This window comes from Aeromicrobium sp. S22 (assembly GCF_009661045.1).
In the GTDB taxonomy this organism is placed as follows: domain Bacteria; phylum Actinomycetota; class Actinomycetes; order Propionibacteriales; family Nocardioidaceae; genus Aeromicrobium; species Aeromicrobium yanjiei.
This window is the reverse complement of the sequence record NZ_WJWV01000003.1, coordinates 601,542-622,600: the sequence shown is the minus strand read 5'-3', so window position 1 is coordinate 622,600 and position 21,059 is coordinate 601,542. Positions and strand designations below refer to the sequence as shown.

General features: G+C 67.5%; 16 protein-coding genes and 1 tRNA gene. 8 read left to right on the top strand and 9 right to left on the bottom strand.

The window, feature by feature from the left end:
• Positions 1-18: 18 nt before the first annotated feature.
• Positions 19-924: a hypothetical protein gene (locus GEV27_RS15955; RefSeq protein WP_153935007.1), complete on the bottom strand. Its 906-nt coding sequence runs from the start codon at positions 922-924 to the stop codon at positions 19-21.
• Positions 925-1,219: 295 nt separating this feature from the next.
• On the opposite strand from GEV27_RS15955, the gene GEV27_RS15950 reads away from it, so the two are divergent.
• Positions 1,220-6,241 (top strand): hypothetical protein, encoded by a 5,022-nt coding sequence (locus tag GEV27_RS15950; protein WP_153935006.1) that lies wholly within the window; start codon positions 1,220-1,222, stop codon positions 6,239-6,241.
• A gap of 57 nt (positions 6,242-6,298) precedes the next feature.
• Positions 6,299-6,778 (top strand): hypothetical protein, encoded by a 480-nt coding sequence (locus tag GEV27_RS15945; protein ID WP_153935005.1) that lies wholly within the window; start codon positions 6,299-6,301, stop codon positions 6,776-6,778.
• Between the two features lie 152 nt (positions 6,779-6,930).
• Here GEV27_RS15945 and GEV27_RS15940 read toward each other — a convergent pair.
• Positions 6,931-7,004: transfer RNA gene (locus GEV27_RS15940), tRNA-Met, on the bottom strand.
• Positions 7,005-7,126: 122 nt separating this feature from the next.
• On the opposite strand from GEV27_RS15940, the gene ilvA reads away from it, so the two are divergent.
• Positions 7,127-8,392: a threonine ammonia-lyase IlvA gene (gene ilvA / locus GEV27_RS15935; protein WP_309222315.1), complete on the top strand. Its 1,266-nt coding sequence runs from the start codon at positions 7,127-7,129 to the stop codon at positions 8,390-8,392.
• 17 nt (positions 8,393-8,409) lie between these two features.
• Here ilvA and GEV27_RS15930 read toward each other — a convergent pair whose 3' ends face one another.
• From GEV27_RS15930 to GEV27_RS15915, 4 genes are read right to left on the bottom strand one after another with little or no spacing between them, the layout of a single operon-like run.
• Positions 8,410-11,328, bottom strand: coding sequence for a UPF0182 family protein (locus GEV27_RS15930; protein WP_153651833.1), 2,919 nt, complete (start codon positions 11,326-11,328; stop codon positions 8,410-8,412).
• 30 nt (positions 11,329-11,358) lie between these two features.
• Entirely contained in the window at positions 11,359-11,868 is a 510-nt protein-coding gene (locus GEV27_RS15925) for a PPA1309 family protein (RefSeq protein WP_208430683.1), read from the bottom strand.
• On the bottom strand, positions 11,859-12,938 hold the full coding sequence (locus GEV27_RS15920; RefSeq protein WP_309222314.1) for a PDZ domain-containing protein: 1,080 nt from the start codon (positions 12,936-12,938) through the stop codon (positions 11,859-11,861). The genes GEV27_RS15925 and GEV27_RS15920 overlap by 10 nt, the downstream gene beginning before the upstream one ends.
• Before the next feature lie 57 nt (positions 12,939-12,995).
• Positions 12,996-13,418, bottom strand: a complete 423-nt coding sequence (locus tag GEV27_RS15915; protein WP_153651832.1) for a molybdenum cofactor biosynthesis protein MoaE — start codon at positions 13,416-13,418, stop codon at positions 12,996-12,998.
• Positions 13,419-13,483: 65 nt separating this feature from the next.
• Here GEV27_RS15915 and GEV27_RS15910 point away from each other — a divergent pair, with 65 nt between their 5' ends.
• Positions 13,484-14,779: a zinc-dependent metalloprotease gene (locus GEV27_RS15910; protein ID WP_153651831.1), complete on the top strand. Its 1,296-nt coding sequence runs from the start codon at positions 13,484-13,486 to the stop codon at positions 14,777-14,779.
• Positions 14,776-15,354, top strand: coding sequence for an NUDIX domain-containing protein (locus GEV27_RS15905; protein WP_309222313.1), 579 nt, complete (start codon positions 14,776-14,778; stop codon positions 15,352-15,354). Before GEV27_RS15910 ends, GEV27_RS15905 begins: the two co-directional genes overlap by 4 nt.
• Here GEV27_RS15905 and GEV27_RS15900 read toward each other — a convergent pair.
• Positions 15,287-15,778, bottom strand: coding sequence for a M48 family metallopeptidase (locus tag GEV27_RS15900; protein WP_153909358.1), 492 nt, complete (start codon positions 15,776-15,778; stop codon positions 15,287-15,289). The two genes, GEV27_RS15905 and GEV27_RS15900, sit on opposite strands and share 68 nt — an antisense overlap.
• A 309-nt stretch (positions 15,779-16,087) precedes the next feature.
• Entirely contained in the window at positions 16,088-16,246 is a 159-nt protein-coding gene (locus GEV27_RS17610; protein ID WP_168217181.1) for a DUF5679 domain-containing protein, read from the bottom strand.
• Positions 16,247-16,430: 184 nt separating this feature from the next.
• Between GEV27_RS17610 and GEV27_RS15895 the strand changes: the two genes are divergently transcribed.
• Positions 16,431-17,243 carry a hypothetical protein gene (locus GEV27_RS15895; RefSeq protein WP_153935004.1) on the top strand — a complete coding sequence of 271 codons (813 nt, stop codon included), beginning with the start codon at positions 16,431-16,433 and terminating at the stop codon, positions 17,241-17,243.
• A gap of 27 nt (positions 17,244-17,270) precedes the next feature.
• Positions 17,271-18,650 carry an AarF/ABC1/UbiB kinase family protein gene (locus tag GEV27_RS15890; RefSeq protein ID WP_309222312.1) on the top strand — a complete coding sequence of 460 codons (1,380 nt, stop codon included), beginning with the start codon at positions 17,271-17,273 and terminating at the stop codon, positions 18,648-18,650.
• Here GEV27_RS15890 and GEV27_RS15885 read toward each other — a convergent pair.
• Positions 18,618-20,666 (bottom strand): ATP-dependent DNA helicase UvrD2, encoded by a 2,049-nt coding sequence (locus GEV27_RS15885; RefSeq protein ID WP_153651828.1) that lies wholly within the window; start codon positions 20,664-20,666, stop codon positions 18,618-18,620. The two genes, GEV27_RS15890 and GEV27_RS15885, sit on opposite strands and share 33 nt — an antisense overlap.
• Before the next feature lie 73 nt (positions 20,667-20,739).
• Between GEV27_RS15885 and GEV27_RS15880 the strand changes: the two genes are divergently transcribed.
• On the top strand, positions 20,740-20,982 hold the full coding sequence (locus GEV27_RS15880; protein ID WP_153651827.1) for a mycoredoxin: 243 nt from the start codon (positions 20,740-20,742) through the stop codon (positions 20,980-20,982).
• Positions 20,983-21,059: the final 77 nt, after the last annotated feature.

The window sequence follows — 21,059 nt, the reverse complement described above, 5'->3', positions numbered from 1 at the left end:
CGAAAAGCGCGTCTTGATCTAGAGCACGATCCACAGAAGGCTCCGGACATCGAACGCGAGCTGATCAAGATCAGTGATGGTCAGAAGCAGTCCTTCAACTTGACCTGGTTGCCCGAATTGGGGGAATCTACCCGCCAGCGTCGCGAAGGCTGTCGCGGGCGCCGGAACGGTATCGGAGGCAACGCTGATCCCCAGCCCAGCTCGGTCGTTCGCATCAATCCAGAAGTCCACGAGCTGCGTGCAGATGTCACCAACATCATCGTTCCGATGCGAGTGCATCCCGGTCAATTGGGCAAGATACCGCTCGCCCTCGCTGACAAGTTGACGAGCGGCGCCGCCAACGACGTCGCCTACCGACTGACTGCCCTCGTGCTTCTTGATTTCCCAAAGTCTGAACGACGTCTCGCCGTCGGTGGCCGAGCGCCAAACTATGAACCCATCGGCCCCACCATCCGTGACGCTTAATTTCGGAGCTTCCAAGAGGAGAACGTCCCGATCAGGACTGGTCAGTTCCTGGCAATGCAGATACCACAACCATTCGGCGACGTGCCCGGCTACATGTTGTAAGGATTTCGGCCGCTCCGGGAGTCCAAATACAGATTCGACCACCGCAGCAACACGACGGCGATCTGCCAAGACCAGCCTGTCCTCGGCTATTGCCGCCTGAAACCATGTTGAATACGCAAGTGAAGATCCTGACCTACTACTCATGATGGAAGTAGCAAGAACCCAGGCAAGGATGTCGCGCTCAACGAGGCCCAGCGACGCGGTGCTACCCCGATGCCAGGTGCACTTGCCGGATTGCGGGGCGGCCATAAGTTTGCACCCGAGCATCTCGGATATGCGACGGTCGAGCAATTCGGCGGCCGCTTCCGCACCTCGTGGCCGAATCATTGGTCGAGCCGTTGTCATGGTGTCCTTCATCAGAATGTGTGCCCTAAGCGGCTGCGAGCGAACCGTGCCGTGCCGAGCCGAAGGTCCCTCCGTCCGATTGTCTCGCAGCATGGTGTCAACGTGTTGCATTTATTCACGCTTCGCAAAGGCCGCCCCGAATGTGCGTGACAATACGATGATTTCCTCGGAGGGAGTGCCCCGAACATTTCAGGACGTCTGAGTTCCTGCCGGCACCGCACGCTATAACAGATAGGTGACAGACCGCGCAGACGAGCAGACCGAGTCGGCACAAGATCCAGCCAGTCCAACCCGTCTCAATCCGGCGATGAGAAAGACGGCCGCCAGGACGTCCTCCAAGAATGCAACGGCCAAGGCCGACACCGTCGTCGCACCCTATGCAGGCGGAGGCGGCGGTTCCGTCCTTGGTCACCGCATCGCAACCATCTATCTCGCCAACATGCTCCTCGGCGGAGGCCGCCCCGAAACCGACGAACTCCCCATCACCGGTCTCGAGTTCCAGACCAGCCCGAAATACGAAGTCGATGACGTCATAGTCCGCGCTGGCAACGACGCCGCCGAACTACGACTCCACCTGGCAGGCAGACGCCGGCCTAACTTTGTAAAGAGCCACGAGAAGACCATCGTCCTCCTGAGTCACCTCCTCGCTGACGCCGAGAAGTTCGGAAGAGATGAACGCGCCTACGTTGCAATTGGCGTCGCAGACCTGTCCCCGCAGTATCGCGAAGTTCAGAGCCTCACTTCGCTCGCCCGCGACAACGCGAATGAGGCCGTATTCCACGACCAAGTCCACACCGACGGACGGCACTCCGCACTGAAGAACCGCTACGGGCACTTCAAAGGAATCGTCCAGAGGGTCCGCCCGGACGCGACCGAGACCGAACTTCGCGACGCGCTCTGGCTCCTCTTCAACCGACTCTGGGTACTCGTCTTCCGAGTGGAACCCGGAGACGAGACCGACTGGACCCAAGTCGCCACCCAGCTCAACCCGATCTCGCGCGACGGCACCTCCGGTGCCAAACTTCGGGACCGCCTCCATTCCGACTGCGGCACCCGTTTCGACATCCAGGGGACCGTAGTCGACAAGACCCTCGTTCGACGCCGCGCACATGACCTCATCGACCAGGCAGGCACACGCGACAAGGCAGCATGGGCCCGTCTAAACGAACGCCAACAGGCCAGCAAGGACATCGTCCGCTCCGAGATCTATAGGTCGAGCGGCGACCCGATACGACTTCCCCGCCCTACCGTTCTAGCAGCGGCCGCCCGAGCCATCCTTGAAGCAGGCCACAACGGCACAGCAGCACTCATCACCGGCGAATCGGGAACCGGCAAGAGCTCCGTGACCCTCGAGGTGGCCGAGGCCTTCATCACCATGACTGACGTCCTGGACGCCATCGTTCTCAACCTCCGACGCCTCCCAGAGACACTTTCAGCCCTGTCCACCGAGCTGGGACAAACCGTCGAGACGTTCCTTAACGATCTTTCCTTGGAAGCTCGTGTCCTCGTAATCGACGGCGCCGAAGCTGCGCAAGAGGGCCGCGGCCCTCTCCTGACCGAGCTGGCCGCCGCCGCTCAGCGAACCAAGACAGGCCTCGTCCTTGTATCGTCAGAGACAGCAGCTGACGACGTCGCCGCACGCATTGTCGCAACCCATCCCCAGCCCAAGCGCGTGGCTATCCCCGCGCTGACCGATGAAGAACTCACCGAGATCGCAGAGCAGATTCCAGCGATCGCTGGCGTCATCGCCAACGTCCCACCAGTCTCCCTTTACCGCCGACTCACCACCATCGACCTCCTCGCGCGCACCGGAACCACCGTCAGCAAACCACTCGACGACTGGTCCTGCGTCCAACTGGTTTGGAACGACCTCATCCGCAGAGACGGAGCCGGCCCCGCATTCGGCTCCCCTGAGAGCCGTATGCGAACCATGCTCGCCATTGCCGAACAGAACCTCGACCTCCCCGCAGAGCACCGCGCATTCGCGACGACGGACCCGGACTCCGTAGACAGGCTCCGCCAGGACCTTCTCATCGCCCCAAGCGACCCCATGCAACTCGAACCCCAGTTCGCTCACGACGAAATCCGACGTTTTAGCACCGCCTTCCGCCTGCTGCCAAGCAACCCAATTACCAAGACACTCAACGAAGCTAACGCACCCAGGTGGGCGCTCTCAGCCGCCAAACTCGCGGCGCAAGGACAACTCTGCGCAGCAACAGACCCCGCTACCGCATTCACCGCCATGCTCAGCGAGTTCAAGGCCCTCGGCGAGCAGTACACGCCACGCTGGAAGGACGTCCCACTCGAGGCAGCCCTTGAAGTTCCAGCCGCAGACATCATCCTGAAGACCCTGCAAGCTGGACCCGGAACCGACGGACTTCCCGACCTCGATGACCTCGTGCGTGTGGCCCGCTCGCACACGTCAAACCAACTAGGTCTCGCCGACGCGACAAAGGCCGAACCCGTCGCCGCCCGTCTCGTCGACTGCTACAACGAGCCGTGGGACATGCCTGATGAGTCCTTCGTGATGCTCCGTGAATGGCTTCTCGCCGTCGCTCTCACCAAACCCGAAGCCGGCAACAGGGTCCGACTCGCAATACGCGACAAACTCATCGCCCACTGGGAAACTCACTTCGACCCGACCCCACCACCACCTGCTCCCAAACCGATGCGGAGCCGAGTAGACCAACGGTTCTTCGACCGCGGCCGCCTTCCATACGAAATCACCCGAGAGAATTTTGTCGCCCTTCTCGCACTCATCGGAAAGGACGGCAGCCCCGCCGTCGCGGCAGTGTTACGAGCCATCGCATCAGACAGACCTAGCCACCTCAGCCCAGCTGTCGACGACCCAGTCTGCGCACGCGGGCTCGCACAATACGACCCGGCCCTCCTCGCTGAGCTCGTCGAAGCCCACTACATCGACACTCGCGAAGACGACCACGGATACGGCCGTTACCACAACGGGATCCGCGACCACCAGGCCCACCACGGCAGACTCGACATCATCGGTAGTCGATACGACGGCCCCTTCTGGATGCTCATCAACCACTCACCAGTCGATATTTGGGCACCAACCATCAACCGCATACTCAACCACGCCGCCGGCTACCGGGCTGGCGCGCGAACAGGCGCATCAGGCGGCCAACCAACCCAGCCCGACCCCGCCCACCTACACACCATGAACCTCACCGGTGAAGATCGGACCTACGTCGGAGATAGCGAAGTCTGGGCCTGGTACCGCGGCCGAAGCAACGCCCCCAGGCCATGCGAAAGCGCACTCGGGGCCATCGAGCTCGCAATCGACCTCTGGCACAGATACAAGGGAGACAGTGCAAAGCTCTATGGACTGCTCCTCAAGGACTGCCAGAATCTCGCGATTCCCGGGGTCATCGCCGGCAGCATCCTGCGCCACTTCGAGCCAGACACTACGGACCTTGACCTATACCTAGCAGAGCCGCTCACTTGGATCTGCGACATGAATCGATCTGTGTCCGAGTACGTAGGACTCCGAGGACTAGACGACCGCGAAATTGTTGGCGCCGACCGTCGCAAGATGTCGCTCCGCGATGCCGCAACCATCCTCGTTCTCAACGGAACCGATGAACGCAAAGAGCAACTACGTGCCATCGGCGAGAAACTCACCACCAAAGCCGAAGTTCTGGCGGTCAGTGACCCCGCAATAGCGTGGTCATCCGCGCTTGACTCCAACCGAATGACAGTCACCCAAGTCACCGGCGGACATCAGATCGAGTACGACCCACCCGCCGCTCTTGCGCACGATCAAGAACAAATGGCCGCTTCCGCCGCTCGGAACAGCACTATCTACGAAATCCAGAACCGCTACGTCATCTTCGACCTCAGCACGCAGCCAGACGACTGGCAGCCACCCACTCCGGCCCGAATATCCGATGACCTCACCGCCATCCAAGCCATCTACGAAAGTTCCAGCGACGACTGGACAGCGGCCGACCCAATCGTCCCCGCCGCAGGCGTCGCGTCGGCCGCAATCGAAGCCACCGCCGACGGGTTTGGCGACGCGCTTGCTGGCCACGCGAAATTCGCGGTCGACCTCGTTCTCGCAATCTGCGCCAGACTGGCAGGCGAGCATCTTCACCGCGACCGCGAAATCGACTTGGACCTCGGCTCCCAGAAGGCCGCCGCCTCAGCCCTCCCCAAACTGCTTCTCCCCGAGCTCGCCGACGCCCTCGCCGAGGCGGGTGTCACCCGGGACCAGGTTCTCGAAGCGGCGGACCTCGTCTCGGATCGCGCCAGCGTTGCCAGCTGCCTCGCATTCGTCCGCGCCGCCGACTCCATCTGGGAACGCACGTGCACCCACGGGACCTGCATCCACATCGAGCTCTTCGACCAGGTCATCAACACAGGACGCCACGCGGAAGTCGTATGGAGTGATGACGGATACGGCAACACCACCCGCCCACGAATTGAAGGGGCTCTATACGAACGACTTCGCGAGATCGCACCTGACCGCCTCGACACCTTCCGTCTGAGTGCAACCATCCGGGGCGCAGGCCGAGCCGCTGCTTCGACCGCGTGTGTCTCAGCACAAGCGCGCAACCTGCTCGACGCGCTTCTCACCGCGCAACAACTCGCCATCCTGGAACAAAGCAAAGAAGACGGCTTCAGGATCGACCACACGGACCCGCAGCTCCAATGTGCCGCTCGTGCATTACTGCATACCAGCAACGGCGGGACCGAACCCGGGAAGCTCCTCGCCTACGTCACCCCGTTCGTCGGTCTCCCCGATTTACTCGGCGGCTTCCTGTCCGATCTAGGAGGGGTCGGCTGCGAGACCGACGAACTAGCAGCCGCAACTCGCGCCATCTGGCCAACACTCATGGCGCACCTACTCGACGAACTACCCAAAGTCTCCGACACATACAGGGCCAACCACGACTTCTCCACAAGCGTGGCAATTTCCTACATTCTGCCCTCCAGCGACGGGGCGTCCGGAGCTCTCCATCTTGAACTCGGCCACCGACCAAAGAGTTGGATTGCCGCCGAAGACGTCATCTACCACCTTCCATCGTGGCTCGAATGGGCACAAGGCCGCAGCTGGTGCGTTATCCACCTACTCTCCTACCTCGGCGAACTCCCGGTCCGCAAAGCAGCCGAGTTCGGCATCCCATGGCTCGCGAAGATCTGTAAGAACCCGCACGACCCACTCGTCGCGTACACAAACGGCGTAGCCGATTGGGTCATCGGGATCCGTCCAGAGGCAGAAGCGGCCGGCCTCGAAGACGCATGGCAACACTTGGTCGACCAACTCGTAGTCGCAGGAAACATGAGCCTGGCCAAATTCTCCCGCTAGGGGCCTTGAGCAAATTCCATGAACACCGGACCCGAGCCTCGCACCTAGAGTGCCGACATGACGTCACCACGTCCTGAGACCATCACCTGCCTAGCTGCGCTGCGCCTCGCTGCGGCTCGCTGGGAGAACGCGACCGGGCTCGCCCAGACATACGCCGAGGACGAAGACACCATCCGGTTCGCCACAGTTGGCGAGGCGCTGTTCTGGGCTTCTGCTCTCGACGAGCAACTGCCGCGCGCCTCCCAGACCGAGGATGAACAGCTCCTCGCCGGCATGCAATACGCCCGCAACCGAATGACACACGGTTTAGTTGTCACCACGACCGAGCACGCCGGTGCAGTCTGGCCAATGACCTTTCCGACACATTGGAACCACTACCGGTGGAGGTCAGCCGACGACATCCCTCCTCCAACAACCGGCCAAGGCAAGTCAGATGCCGGGCAGCGACTGACCGCCTATCGAGCTGTCTGGGAAGGACAGCTCGTCAGTCAGACGCTGAACGCGCTCACCGCGCACTTTGAGAATCGGCTCACGTGACGATCGGCCGACACCGTATTTCGATGAGAGTTGTAGGGCGAAGATGCGCCTGGGCCGCACGTTGGGTTCGGATTCGAGGACCTCGCCGCACGGGAATGCTTGCGCACATGACGAAGGCCCTCACAGTTACCTGCGAGGGCCTTCGATTTTTGTAGCGGGGACAGGATTTGAACCTGTGACCTCTGGGTTATGAGCCCAGCGAGCTACCGAGCTGCTCCACCCCGCGTCGCATGCTCCACTTTACAGGTCCACCCCCGCCGCACCAAATCGGGTCATCGCACTCGACGCCCGTCCAGCAAGCGGCACCGGGATGCCGGGCCGAAGTGCCCGCGACTACGGTTGACCGACGTGACGACTTCCCCGATCTCGAACGCCCGAGTGACCGCAGCGACCGTCGACGAGGCGGCGACTCGCGTTGCTGACGTGGCCAGCCGTACGCCGCTGGAGCTCAACGCACGCCTGTCCGAGGCGACCGGCGCACAGGTCTGGCTCAAGCGTGAGGACCTGCAGCCCGTGCGGTCGTACAAGATCCGTGGCGCGTACAACCTCATCGTGCAGCTCGACGCCGACGCGCGGGCCCACGGCGTCGTGTGCGCGAGCGCCGGCAATCACGCGCAGGGGGTCGCTCTCGCCTGCCGACGGCTCGGCACCCGCGGACGCATCTTCGTGCCCGGCACGACCCCGCGGCAGAAGCGTGAGCGCATCGTGACCCTGGGTGGCACCGACGTCGAGGTCATCGTGGTCGGCGACTCCTACGAGGACGCGTTCCGCGCCGCTCAGCAGGATGCCGCGGACACCGGCGCGGTGCTCGTGCCGGCGTTCGACGACCCGCGGACGATCAGCGGTCAGGGCACCGTGGCCCCCGAGATCGTCGAGCAGCTGGGTCAGGCGCCCGATCTGCTGGTCGTCCCAGTGGGCGGAGGCGGGCTGATCGCCGGCATGGCGACCTGGCTGCACGAACGGCACCCCAGCACTCGCATCATCGGCGTCGAGCCGGCCGGCGCCGCATCGATGGGCGCTGCCCTCGCGGCCGGCGCACCCACTCCCCTGGCGGAGGTCGACCCGTTCGTGGACGGTGCGGCGGTCGGTACGGCCGGCGAGCACACCTTCCCCCTCGTACGCGACGCGGGCGCCGAGCTCGTGGCGGTCGAGGAGGGCCACATCTGCACCGAGATGCTGCGGCTCTACCAGTCCGACGGCATCATCGCCGAGCCGGCAGGAGCCCTCGCGACCGCCGCCCTCGACAGCATCCACGTCACGCCCGGCTCCACCGTCGTGTGCGTCGTCTCAGGCGGCAACAACGACATCAGCCGGTACGGCGAGGTGCTCGAGCGGTCCCTCATCCACCAGGGCCTCAAGCACTACTTCCTGGTGAGCTTCCCGCAGGAGCCGGGCGCGCTGCGCCGGTTCCTCGACGACATCCTCGGCCCCGACGACGACATCACGCTGTTCGACTACGTCAAGCGCAACAACAGGGAGACCGGGCCCGCGCTCATCGGCGTGGAGCTGGCGAGCGCGGACGACCTCGCGGGCCTCCTCGAGCGACTCGAGGACAGCCCCCTCGGGGTGGAGCGGGTGGCGCCCGGCAGTCCGTTGTTCCACTACCTGCTCTGACGGGCGCCCGCCCCCTGCTACTCCTTCTTCTCGGCCTGCTCCACGGCCCGCTGGGCCTTCTCGACCGCGTCGCCGACCTGGTTCATCCGACGCTGGTAGAGCGCGAGGTCGCCGTCCTTCAGAGCATCCTGCGCCTGGTCGTAGAACCGGGACGCGTCGTCCAGCAGCTGTGAGGCCGTCTGGTTGCCGGAGGACTCCGGTCGCTGCGTCGTCGGCCTCTCCGCGGCGTCGTCGGGGTTCGTCCCCTCCTCAAGACCCAGCGCGACCCGGAGGGCCTCGTCCAGGGTCTGTCCGAAGCCGACGTCCTTGCCGAACGAAGCGATCACGAACTGCAGGACCGGGTACGAGCCCTCGACCGCGCTGCGCTTGATGTAGACCGGCTGGACGTACAGCAGCCCGTCACCGACCGGGAGGGTCAGCAGGTTGCCGTACAGGATCGACGCGGTCTTGGACTGCTGATACTGCAGCAAGGCCTGCGAGACGCCCTTGTCGGTCTGGAAGTCGTTCGCGATCTGGCTGGGACCCGAGATCTGGGTCTCGCTCGGCAGCTGCAGGATCTGCATCTTGCCGTAGTTCTCGGTGTCCGTCGCCTCGGAGTTGACCGAGACGAACGCCGCCAGGTTCTGTCGCCGGTTGGGCAGGTAGACGCTGGTGACGCTGAACTTCGGCGTGTCCTCACCCGGCCGCGCGGTCGACAGGTAGTACGGCGGCTGCAGGGCGCTGGAGTTGCTCGGGGCCGTCGGGTCCTCGGGCACCTTCCACCGCTCGCCGTCCTCGTAGAACGTCTGCGCGTCGGTCACGTGGTAGCGCTGCAGCACGTCGCGCTGCACCTTGAACAGGTCGACCGGGTAGCGCAGGTGCTCCAGGAGCGCGTCGCTGATCTTGGCCTTGCTCTCCACGACGTCGGGGAAGACCTTCATCCACGTCTTGAGCACCGGGTCCTTGGTGTCCCACTGGTAGAGCTTGACCGTGCCGTCGTACGCGTCGACGACGGCCTTGACCGAGTTGCGCATGTAGTTGACCTGGTCGGTCGGCAGCGCCTTCTGCGCGCGGCCGTCGGTCAGCGTGTCGGCGGTGGCCTCCCGCAGCGAGCGGTGCTCGGAGTACGGGTAGGAGTTGCTCGTCGTGTAGCCGTCGACGATCCACACCACACGACCGTCCACGACCGCCGGGTAGGAGTCGCCGTCGACCGTCAGCCAGGGCGCGACCTTCTTGACCCGGTCGCGCGGCTCGCGGTCGTACAGGATCTTGGACTCGGAGTTGACCCGGTTGGACAAGATGATGTTCGGCTCGGCGAACTTGAACGCGTAGAGCGCCTTGTTGAACAGGCCGCCGATCGGCACGCCGCCCTTGCCGTCGTACGTGTTCTGGGTCGCGTTGACCTTGCCGTCCTCACCGGTCGCGCCACCGCGCGGGATGTCGACCTCGATCGCGGCGGCACCCTTCGGGCGACCCACGATCGAGTACGACGGGGACTGCTCGCCGAAGTAGATCCGCGGCGGGGTCGTGGTCTTGATCTCGCCGATCTGCGGGATGTCCTTCGCGGTGAAGACCGGCTCGCCGTTGGGGCCGCGCTGGTTGCCGCGGGCGGCGATGATGCCGTAGCCGTGCGTGTAGACCGTGTGGTCGTTCGCCCAGTTGCGCTGCGTGTCCTGCAGGCCGTCGAGGTTGAGCTCACGCGCCGCGATGATCGTGTCCTGCGGCACCTTCTCGCCCTCGAGCTTGTAGCGGTCGACGTCGAGCGTGCTCGGGACCGAGTAGTAGCCGCGCACCTGCTGCAGCTGCTCGAACGCGTCCGAGATCAGGGTCGGGTCGAGCAGACGCGTGCTGACGCGCGACTCCGCGGAGGCGGCGAGCTCGCTGTCCGTCAGGTCGGTCTTGGCCGAGTAGGACTCGACCTCGGTGTCCGCGACGTCGTACGCCTCCCTCGTCGCCTCGATGTTGCGGGCGATGTAGGGGCCTTCCTTGTCGGGCTCGGACGGCTTGACCTGGAAGCCCTGCATGACCGCCGGCCAGATCGCGCCGATGAGGATCGACGTCAGCGCGAGCAGACCCAGGCCGATCGCCGGGAGGGTCCACGAGCGGATGAAGATGACCGCGAAGAACAAGATCGCACAGACGATCGCGACACCGATCAGGATGTTCTTGCCCGGGATGCGGGCGTTCGCGTCGGTGTAGCCGATGCCGTCGAACAGCTTGGAGTTGCCGATCGCCAGGCCGAAGCGGTCGAGGTAGTACGAGACGGCCCGGGTCAGGACACCCAGACCCACCAGGACCGACAGGTGCACCTGCGCCGCGCGGGTCAGCTTGGGGCCGCGGCCGGCGATGCGGATGCCGCCGTAGACGTAGTTGAGGAACAGCACCGCCAGGACCGTGATGACGATCATCGCGAACGAGAACGACGTCAGGAAGCGCCACCACGGGTAGTCGAAGACGTAGAAGCCGACGTCCTTGTTGAACTGGGGGTCCTTGACGCCGAACGACGAGCCGTGGCGCCACATCTTGTACGTGTCCCAGTGGCTCGCGCCGACCGAGCCGGCGAATGCGCCGAGCACGAGGAACAGCACGATGCCGATCGGCTTGAGGATCGGGGTCAGCGCGAGGCGGTAGCGGTAGGACGGGTCGTCACGGCGCAGCGGCACCGTGTCGGGACGCGTCCGGTACGCGAGGTAGAGGTTGCCGATCACGAACAGGCCGAAGATCAGCCCCATCGCGACGAACAGTCCGACACGGGACACCAGGACGCTGCGGAAGACCTCGCTGTAGCCGACGGACTTGAACCACAGCCGGTCGGTCCACACGCTGATGAAGATCGAGCCGAGCAGGAGCAGCACGGCCAGGGTCACAAGGGTCGGGACGAGCACCCGCTGGCGTCGCCCGGACCCCGACGGGGGTTGGGGCTGGCGCGGACGGGGTGTTCCGAAGATGTCGCTCACAGGTCTCCTGGGTGAAGGGGTGTCAAGACTCTAGGTCAGGGTGGTGCGGAGGTGCTCGATCAGGCCGGGGACCAGGTCAGGGCCCTCCAGCAGCTCCGCGTCTGCGGGGTCCCTGGCGCGGACCGCACTGTGGGACCGGCCGTCGCGCGTCACCGCGGCGACGAGGCGCACCTCGCGGCGGTCGGGGTGGTTGATGGCCGCCTCGACGATCGCGTCGGGGTCCTCGGGCAGCGACTCCTCGGCCTCCGGAGGCAGCATGATGCGTTCGATCACGGCGGCGCAGCCCATCACGGCGTCGGGCCACTCGATCTCGGTCAGCAGGTCCTCGAGCTCACGTCCCTCGGGCAGCTCCTGCTCGATCGGCGTGATGCCGTCGGGGTCGCCACCGAGCTGGTCGGCGAGGCCGGGCTCGGCCGCGACGAGATCTGCCGTGGGCACCAGCGCGAACAGGCGCGGGGGCTGGTCCCATCCCTCGGCGCCCACGTGCGACTCGACCTCGAGGGCGGCCTGGCGGAGCGGGGAGTCGGGCATCAGCTGCATGAGGGAACCTTCGCCTTGGGGTCCTTGGCCAGCGCCTCGAGCGAGGAGATGGCGTCGTCGAGCTTCGTGATCTTGACCAGCTTGAGGCCGTGGTCGTCGCCGTCCGCGGCCTCGGCGCAGTTGGCCGCCGGCACGAGGAAGATCGTCGCCTTGGCCTCTGCCGCGCCGGCCATCTTCTGCCGCACCCCGCCGATCGCGCCGACCACGCCGTCCGCGGAGATCTCGCCGGTTCCCGCGATCGTCTTGCCGCCGGTCAGCTGGCCGGGGGTCAGCTTGTCGTAGATCGCGAGGGCGAACATCGAGCCTGCGCTGGGTCCGCCGATCTCGCGGCCCACGTTGTTGTCGACCGTGATCGGGAAGCTGAACTTGGTGCCGATCGAGATGCCGAGCCGCGGCACGTCCGGGTCCTGGGGGTCTGCGCGGGTGACGATCGAGACCGTCCGCGGGGTGCCCTTGCGCTCGATGCCGACCTCGACCGTGTCGCCGGGCTCGACCGAGCCGACCGCCTTGACGACGGCATCCGACGACGTGACCTCGGTGCCGTCGACACTCGTCACGATGTCGCCCGACTCGAGCTTGCCGGCCGCCGCGCCGCCCTTGACCACGGCGGCGATGACCGGGCGACCGGGGACGTCGTAGCCCGCAGCGCGCAGGGCGGCGACCTTCGAGGCGTCCTTGGAGCTCGCGAGCTGGGCGGCCGACTGCGCGCTCGACTCCTTCTCGGACTCATCGTCGGGATAGACCAGCGACTTCGGCACGACCGCGACGTCCTTGTCGGCGTACGACCTGATCGCATCGACGATGGACACCTGCGAGTCCGGCCGCGTCACCGACACCGTCGTGAAGTCGAGCGATCCGGTGGTCGGGTACGTCTTGACGTCGTCGCCGAACGTCAGCAGCGGCTTGCCTCCGGCGATGCGAGGGGACCCGAGCGTGTCGAACGCCGGGCCGGGACTCATCGTCACGTACGGCACCGGGACCAGCAACGCCACGCTCGTCAGCACGATCAACGAAACCGCCGCCACGACCAATGTCGTGTAACGACGGCTCAGCGAGGAGGGCTCGGGCACACGTCAAGAGTAGTGAGTCAGGACAACCCGGAGCGAATCCCCGTCGAGATGCCCACGCTAGGCGTGGTGCACCCACTCGGAGTCGCCCGACGTGAACGTCTGGTGCTTCCACACCGGCACGTCCGCCTTGAGCTCGTCGATGAGCCGGCGACACGCCTCGAACGCCTGCGCGCGATGCGCCGCGGAGGCCGCGACCACCACCGCGAGGTCACCGATCGTCAGGTCGCCGACGCGGTGGACGCCCGCCAGGGCCACGACGTCGCACTCGGCGGCGATGCGCTCGGCCACCTCCTGCAGACGCGCCACGGCGGTCGGGTGCGAGGAGTAGCCGAGGGCGCTGACGCCCTGTCCCCCGTCGTGGTCGCGCACGGTCCCGACGAACAGGCACGTGCCTCCCGCGGTGGGGTCAGACACCGCGGCGTAGACCTCGTCGAGGCTCAGCGGGGTCTCACGGATGTCGATGAGGCGTACGGCTGTCATGTCGATTCATCGTAGGGCGAACACGGAACGCTGGGGTGCGGGGAGCAAGTCGGTAGTGTTGTCACATGGCCGATGACGAGAAGAACGAGCCCGAGAACCCCTTCAAGGGCACGCCGATGGAGCAGATCTTCGGCGCGTTCTCCGGCGGCCCGATCGACATGAACCAGATCATGGGCCAGATGCAGAAGATGTTCGCCCCGCACGAGGGCAGCGTCAACTTCGATCTCGCCAAGGACGTAGCCCGCCACACCGTGGCCGCCGCGGGTCCCGATCCGAGCCCGACCAGCTCCCAGCAGGGTGCCGTGGACGACGCCGCCCGGCTCGCCGAGCTGTGGCTCGACACGGCGACCTCGATCCCCGCCGGCGCGACGACCGCCACGGCATGGAGCCGCGCGGAGTGGATCGAGTCCACCGCCGGCACCTGGCAGCAGCTCGTCGAGCCGATCGCCCAGCACGTGGTCACGGCCATGAGCCAGGCCCTGCCCGAGGAGGCCAAGGCCATGGCCGGTCCCCTGCTCGGCATGCTGACGCAGGCCGGCGGGGCGATGTTCGGCCAGCAGGTCGGCCAGGCCCTCGGTGGCCTGGCGGGCGAGGTCGTGTCGTCGACCGACATCGGGCTGCCGCTCGGCCCCGAGCGGGTCGCCGCCGTGATCCCCGAGAACGTCAAGGCGTTCGGCGAGGGTCTCGAGCACTCGGCCGCCGACGTCCTGCTCTACGTCACGCTGCGCGAGTGCGCGCACCACCGCCTCTTCCAGCACTCCCCCTGGCTGCGCTCGGCGCTCGTCGGCGCGATCGAGGAGTACGGCCGGGGCACCCGCATCGACATCTCGGCGATCGAGGAGCAGATGCGGAGCCTCGACCCCTCGCGGCCCGAGGACATCCAGGAGGCGCTCGCAGGTGGCCTGTTCGAGCCCCAGAGGACGGCCGAGCAGCAGCGTGCGCTCGATCGGCTGGAGACGCTGCTCGCGTTCATCGAGGGCTGGGTCGACGAGGTCGTGACCGAGGCGACCAAGGACCGCATGCCGGCCGCCGCCCCGTTGTCCGAGGCGATGCGTCGCCGCCGGGCCACGGGTGGCCCCGCCGAGCAGACGTTCGCCGCCCTGGTCGGCCTCGAGCTGCGTCCCCGCAAGCTGCGCGAGGCCACGACGCTGTGGGCCGCGCTGCGCGACCGCCAGGGCGCTGACGCGCGCGACGCGGTCTGGAGCCACCCCGACCTCATGCCCGTCGCTGCCGATCTCGACGATCCGCTCGGCTTCGCCCAGGGCGAGGGCCGCACGCAGGGCGACGACGACTTCGACGCCGCCCTCGGCGAGCTGCTCGACGGAGGCGACCACACCGGCGACGAGGACCGTCCCGAGTGACGCTGCACGGGGACGCGTACGACGTCCTCGCGCGGTGGACGGCCCCCGACGACGAGCAGGAGCGGCTCCGGCTGCTCTACCTCGCGCACCTCGACGCACATCCCGACGCGATGAGTCGCAGCTGCCACCCCGATCACCTCACCGCGAGCCTGGTCATCGTCTCGCCCGACCGGTCGCGCGTGCTGCTGACGCTGCACCGGATCATCAAGCGGTGGCTGCAGACCGGCGGTCACTGCGAGCCCGGCGACGCCACGCTCGTCGAGGCCGCCCGGCGCGAGGGGCTCGAGGAGAGCGGCCTGCACACGATCAGCGTGGACCCCGAGCCCGTGCTGCTGTCACGCCACGAGGTCCCCTCGTGCGGACCGATCCGCCCGTCGCACCACCTGGACGTGCAGTTCGTGGGCATCGCCACGGACGAGCTGATCGCGATCAGCGACGAGTCCGACGATCTGGCCTGGTTCGACGTGGACGACCTGCCCGACGGAACCGATCAGTCGGTGCGCGACCTCACCGCTGCTGCCACGAGACGCCTTCGAGGAATCCCTTCGCCTTCTCCGTCTCCGGGTAGGCGCTGACCAGCGCCCAGAACTGGCGGCTGTGGTTGGGCTCGATCAGGTGCGCCAGCTCGTGCACCAGCACGTAGTCCACGACGTACGCCGGCATGCCCTGCAGCCGGTGGGACAGCCGGATGCTCTGGTCCGAGCTCGAGCACGAGCCCCATCGCTTGTCCATGTTGGTGACCCAGCGGACCGACGACGGGACCGCCCGGCCGCCGAACCAGGACTGCGACAGGGCAGCCGCCCGGGCCATCAGCTCGTCATCGCTGGGGCGCACCCGCTGCTCGCGGCGGTCGAGCCGCTCCACGAGGTTGCGGACGTGCTCGTCCTCGGCGGCCTTGGACAGGTGCGCCGGCATCAGCACGATGGTCCTGCCGCCCTCGCGGTAGGCCCGCACCGTGCGCTTGCGCCGGTCGCTGCGCCGGATCTCCACCTCGCCCATGAGGTGAATCTACCGCCGCGAGGTGTCTTTTCTGCGTCCACAGGCGGGTACGGCCGAAAGTCCTGCTCACGCACCACGCACTGCCACCGGCGCCCGCTCACCGCACAGGTTGTGCACCGCTTCGTCCACAGGCTCGCTCGGCGTTCCCCACAACTTGTCCCCAGAGTTGTCCACAAGCGGTGGACAACGGTTCGACCCAGAGGTTGACGTGGACCCCCGCCGGGTGCACACAGGTGCGGAGGACCCGGCCGATGCCGGGTCCTCCGCAAGAGTGGGGGAAGTGCGGGGCGCGGGGCCCCACTGGTGGATTCAGGCCTTGCCGAGAATCCGGTTCAGCTTGGTGCCACAGACCGGGCAGACGCCCTTGGCCATGCGAGTGCCCTTGTCACTGACATGGACCTCTCCGGACGTCTCGCGCTTCTCCTTGCACTTGACGCAGTAGAACTCGCCACTCCATGTTTCCGACATTGCGGCCTCCTTGCCGATGTGGTGCTGATCACTGTCAGCATAGGTGCGACGGTGGCATTTCACGCTCGGAGCGGCCAAAAACCCCTCGGCGAGTCGCGGCGCGTCCCCACGGGTCGACCGACGTCCACAGCGCCGCTGTGGACGGCGGCTTGGCCCGGCACGACGACGCGGGCAGGCTGACGACATGGCCCTTCGACCTGCGCTCCGTCCCGGCGCACCGCTGCTGCGTCGGGACGCGACGCACCTGCAGGTCGGCACGTCGCCGGGCGTCATCCTCTCCGACCGACCCGGGCTGCTCGCGTTCCTGCGCCTCCTCGACGGGGCCCGGGACCTGCAACGGCTCGGGGCGCTGGTGCGCGAGCGGGTCCCGGAGCTGCAGGACGACGTCTCCGAGCTCGTGTCCCGGCTGATGGCGGCGGGGGCCGTCGTGGACACGTCGGCCACCGACCCGCGCGCGACGCACGAGCTGGCGGTGGTCGGCGATCCCGCGAGCGGCGAGGTGGTCGGCGCCATCCGCTCGATCCTCACCTCGGCGGGCCTGCACCGCCTCGACTCCACCGAGCCGGAGCTGCTCGTGCTCGTGTCGTGCGGCGAGCCGCCACGCTCGGCCTTCGAGCAGGCCTCGCTCTGGGGGATCGACCACCTGCCGGTCGTCATCGACGAGGACCGCGTACGCATCGGCCCCCTCGTCACCCCCGGCCGCACCCCGGGGCTCTGCTGCCACGACCTGCACCGCGCCGACTTCGATCCGGCCTGGCCCGCGCTGCTGCACCAGCTGGGTCGGGCCGCCGGCGGCGCCTCCGCTGCAGGGCTGCGCGCGACCACGGCGCACGCCGCCGCGGTGGAGGTCGCGGCGGCGACGCTCGACCACCTGGACGGCGCACGGCCCCTCACCGTCGGGTGCTGCCTGCTCGTGGGTCCCCGCCACGACGAGCGGACCCAGCGGCCCGTCCCCTTCCATCCGCGGTGCACGTGCGATCTGCTTGGGGCCGCGTGATCGCGACCGCCGGACTATCCTGAGCACGTGTCCGAGACCCCTGAGCAGGACCAGCCGAAGGGCCGCCCGCTGACGGGCAGCGCCTTTGCGCGTACGGCTCGACTCGCCTCTCTTCCGCTCGGCTTCGCCGGACGCACGACGCTCGGTCTCGGCAAGCGGGTGGTCGGCACCCCCGCCAATCTCGTCCTCGACGAGGTGCAGCGCCGCACCGCCGACCAGATCTTCAGCGTCCTCGGACAGCTCAAGGGCGGCGCGATGAAGTTCGGCCAGGCCATGAGCATCTTCGAGGCCGCGCTTCCCGAGGAGCTCATCGGCCCGTACCGCGAGACGCTCGTCAAGCTGCAGGACTCGGCTCCGCCGATGCCTCCTGCCACCGTGCACCGGGTCATGGCGCAGGAGTTCGGCGACGACTGGCGTGGGCAGTTCCCCTCGTTCGGGGACCGCCCGGCCGCCTCGGCGTCGATCGGCCAGGTCCACCGGGCGACGTGGTCCGATCCGGACGACCCGGGCGCCGAGCCCGTGGACGTCGCGGTCAAGCTGCAGTACCCGGGAGCCGCGAAGGCCCTGCTCTCCGATCTGCGACAGATCAGCCGGCTGGCCCGGATGTTCGGCGTCATCGCCCCCGGGCTCGACGTGAAGCCCCTCGTCCGCGAGCTGCAGGACCGCGTCGCCGAGGAGCTCGACTACTCGCTCGAGGCCGGGGCCCAGAACGTGTTCGCGGCCGAGTTCACCGACGATCCCGAGATCATCGTGCCGAGGGCGCTCGCCCACACCGAGCGCGCCCTCGTCTCGACGTGGCTGGAGGCGGACTCGTCCCTGGCCCAGATCATCACGAGCGGGACGCAGGACGAGCGCGACGGATACGGCGAGGCGTACGTCCGGTTCCTGTTCGCCGGGCCCCGCCGCACCGGCATGCTGCACGCCGACCCCCACCCGGGCAACTTCCGGATCATGCCCGACGGCCGGCTCGGCGTCGTCGACTTCGGCGCCGTGGCCCGCCTCCCCGAGGGGCTGCCACCCACGATGGGCCGACTGCTGCGCCACGCGGTCGACGGCGACTTCGACAGCGTCCTGGAGGGCCTCCGCGACGAGGGCTTCGTGCGATCGACCAACGATCTCGACGCGGACACGATCGCCCGCTACATCGGCCCGTTCGTCGAGCCGGCCCAGGTCGAGGCGTTCACCTTCAGCCGCGAGTGGCTCCGTGAGCAGACGCTGCGGGTCAGCGCCCCCACGGCCGAGGGCATGGGCACGGCGATGAAGATCAACCTGCCGCCGCAGTACCTGCTGATCCACCGGGTCTGGCTCGGCGGGATCGGCGTGCTCAGCCAGCTCGGCGCGACGGCGCCGTTCCGCGAGATCCTCGAGGAGTCCCTACCGGGATTTGCCGACGAGCTCCAGGACTGACGCGGCGTACTGCTCGATCTTGGCCGGACCGATGCCCGGGACGCGTTCGAGGGCCGCCTCGTCGGCCGGCTTGGCCTCGGCGATCGACTGCAGCGTCGCGTCGGTGAAGATCACGTAGGCCGGCTTGCCCTGCTCGGTCGCCTGCTCCTTGCGCCAGGCCCGCAGCGCCTCGTAGAGGTCCTCGTCGTACGTCGCGGGGCACGTCGAGCACCGCCCGAGCTTGCGGTCGGCGACCGCGAGCACCTGGTTGCAGACCCGGCACTTGGCGACCTTGCGCTGGCGGGCCTGGGAGGACACCTGCCGGGCCTGGTGGCCGGCCGGCAGCAGAGGGTCGAGGAAGCGCGTGGGCTGCCGGTTGCCGCGGCCGCCGGGCTTGCGCGCCGCCGCCCACGAGATCATCAGGTCGTGCCGCGCCCGGGTCACGCCGACGTAGAACAGCCGGCGCTCCTCCTCGACCAGCACGGGGGTGTCGGCGTGGATGCTCGGCATCATGCCCTCGTGCATCCCGACGCAGAAGACCGCGTCCCACTCCAGGCCCTTGGCCGAGTGCAGCGTCGCCAGCGTGACGCCGTCGACCGCGGGCGCGTGGGCCTGCTCGATGCGCCGGTCGAGATCGGCGACGAGCGCGGTCATGTCGGCGCCCGGCGTCGACTCCGCGAGGTCGGTGGCCATCGTGACGATCGCGTGCAGCGACTCCCACCGGTCGCGGACCGCACCGGCCGCGGTCGGTGGCTCGTCGGTGTGGCCCATCGCGGCGAAGATGGCCCGGACGTCGTCGACCAGGTGTCCGGCCGTCTCGCCGCCGCGCGCGGAGCCCCGCAGCAGCGTCACCGCCTGGCGCACCTCGGGGCGGTTGAAGAAGCCGGTCGCGCCGCGCATCGAGTACGGGATGCCGTGCTCGCCGAGCGCCTCCTCGAACGCCTCGGACTGGGCGTTGATGCGATAGAGGATCGCCATCTCGCGGTAGGGCACGCCGCGACGGTGCAGCAGCGCGATCTCGCTCGCCACGGCGTTGGCCTCGGCGAGCTCGTCGGGGAAGCCGACGTACGTCACGGGGTCGCCGGGCTCCTGCTGCGAGACCAGCCGGACCCCCTCGGTCGCGTTCGACCGGGCGAAGACCGCATTCGCGGCCGCGACGATCTGCGGTGTCGAGCGATAGTTGCGGACCAGCTCGATGCGCTGGGCACCCTCGTGGCGGCGGCCGAACGAGGCGAGGATCTGCGGCGAGGCCCCGGCGAACGAGTAGATGGTCTGGCGCGGATCGCCGACGACGCAGATGTCGTCGCGGCCGCCCAGCCACAGCTCGAGCAGCGTCGACTGCAGGGGGTTGACGTCCTGGAACTCGTCGACGACGAACCAGCGGTACTGCTGGCGCACGCGCGCGGCGATGCGCTCGTCGTCGGCCAGGATCGCGGCGGTGACCAGGAGGATGTCCTCCATGTCGATGCGGCCGCGCTCGCGCTTGACCTCCTCGTAGGAGGCCAGCACGTTGGCGACGTCACCGGCCGACAGGTCGGCGACCTCGCGGCGGGCCGGGCCGGCCGCCGCGGCGTACGCGGTGGGCGCGATGTTGGAGACCTTGGCCCACTCGATCTCGGAGGAGAGGTCGCGCAGCAGCGGGGTGTCGGCCCGCTTGCCCAGGCGGCGCATGGCCTCGGCGACCAGCGGGAACTTCGACTGGGTGATCTCGGGGAACTCGCCGCCGTAGACGTGCGGCCAGAAGAACCGGGCCTGGCGCAGTGCCGCGGAGTGGAACGTCCGGGCCTGGACCCCGGCGGCGCCGAGATCGCGCAGGCGTACGCGCATCTCGTTGGCGGCCTTGGTCGTGAACGTGACGGCCAGGACCTCGGTGGGCTTGTAGACGCCCGTCGCGACGCCGTACGCCATGCGGTGCGTGATCGCTCGGGTCTTGCCCGTGCCGGCGCCGGCGATGACGCTGACGGGGCCGCGCAACGCGAGTGCGACCTCCCGCTGCTCGGGGTCGAGCCCGGACAACAGGTCGTCGGCAGGTGGCACGCAGGCTCCTCAGGAATGGGGTGAACGGACGATGTGTTGAGATGTTCAGACTAGTCGTCGAAGGAGACACTCCATGCCCGGCACGTTCACGATCTACTCCACCCCCTGGTGCGGCTACTGCCACCGTCTGAAGAGCCAGCTGAAGCGCGAGGGAATCACGTTCGAGGAGGTCGACATCGAGCAGGAGCCGCAAGCGGCAGCGCTCGTCGAGAAGGCCAACAACGGCAACCAGACGGTCCCCACGCTCATCTTCGCCGACGGCAGCGCGCTCACCAACCCGAGCGTCGCCCAGGTCAAGGCCAAGCTGGCCTCCTGAGGGGCCGCAACCCTCCCCTCAGACGTACCGGAGGCGCGCGTCAGCGGACGGGAGGCGCGCGTCGGCGGACGGTGGGC

Excerpts from the sequence above, each read along its gene's own strand:
- GEV27_RS15925 (WP_208430683.1), bottom strand. The coding sequence starts at position 11,868 with ATGCAGCTGATGCCCGACTCCCCGCTCCGCCAGGCCGCCCTCGAGGTC.
- GEV27_RS15915 (WP_153651832.1), bottom strand. The coding sequence starts at position 13,418 with ATGACAGCCGTACGCCTCATCGACATCCGTGAGACCCCGCTGAGCCTC.
- GEV27_RS15895 (WP_153935004.1), top strand. The coding sequence starts at position 16,431 with ATGGCCCTTCGACCTGCGCTCCGTCCCGGCGCACCGCTGCTGCGTCGG.
- GEV27_RS17610 (WP_168217181.1), bottom strand. The coding sequence starts at position 16,246 with ATGTCGGAAACATGGAGTGGCGAGTTCTACTGCGTCAAGTGCAAGGAG.
- GEV27_RS15910 (WP_153651831.1), top strand. The coding sequence starts at position 13,484 with ATGGCCGATGACGAGAAGAACGAGCCCGAGAACCCCTTCAAGGGCACG.
- GEV27_RS15950 (WP_153935006.1), top strand. The coding sequence starts at position 1,220 with ATGAGAAAGACGGCCGCCAGGACGTCCTCCAAGAATGCAACGGCCAAG.
- GEV27_RS15880 (WP_153651827.1), top strand. The coding sequence starts at position 20,740 with ATGCCCGGCACGTTCACGATCTACTCCACCCCCTGGTGCGGCTACTGC.
- GEV27_RS15955 (WP_153935007.1), bottom strand. The coding sequence starts at position 924 with ATGAAGGACACCATGACAACGGCTCGACCAATGATTCGGCCACGAGGT.
- GEV27_RS15945 (WP_153935005.1), top strand. The coding sequence starts at position 6,299 with ATGACGTCACCACGTCCTGAGACCATCACCTGCCTAGCTGCGCTGCGC.
- GEV27_RS15900 (WP_153909358.1), bottom strand. The coding sequence starts at position 15,778 with ATGGGCGAGGTGGAGATCCGGCGCAGCGACCGGCGCAAGCGCACGGTG.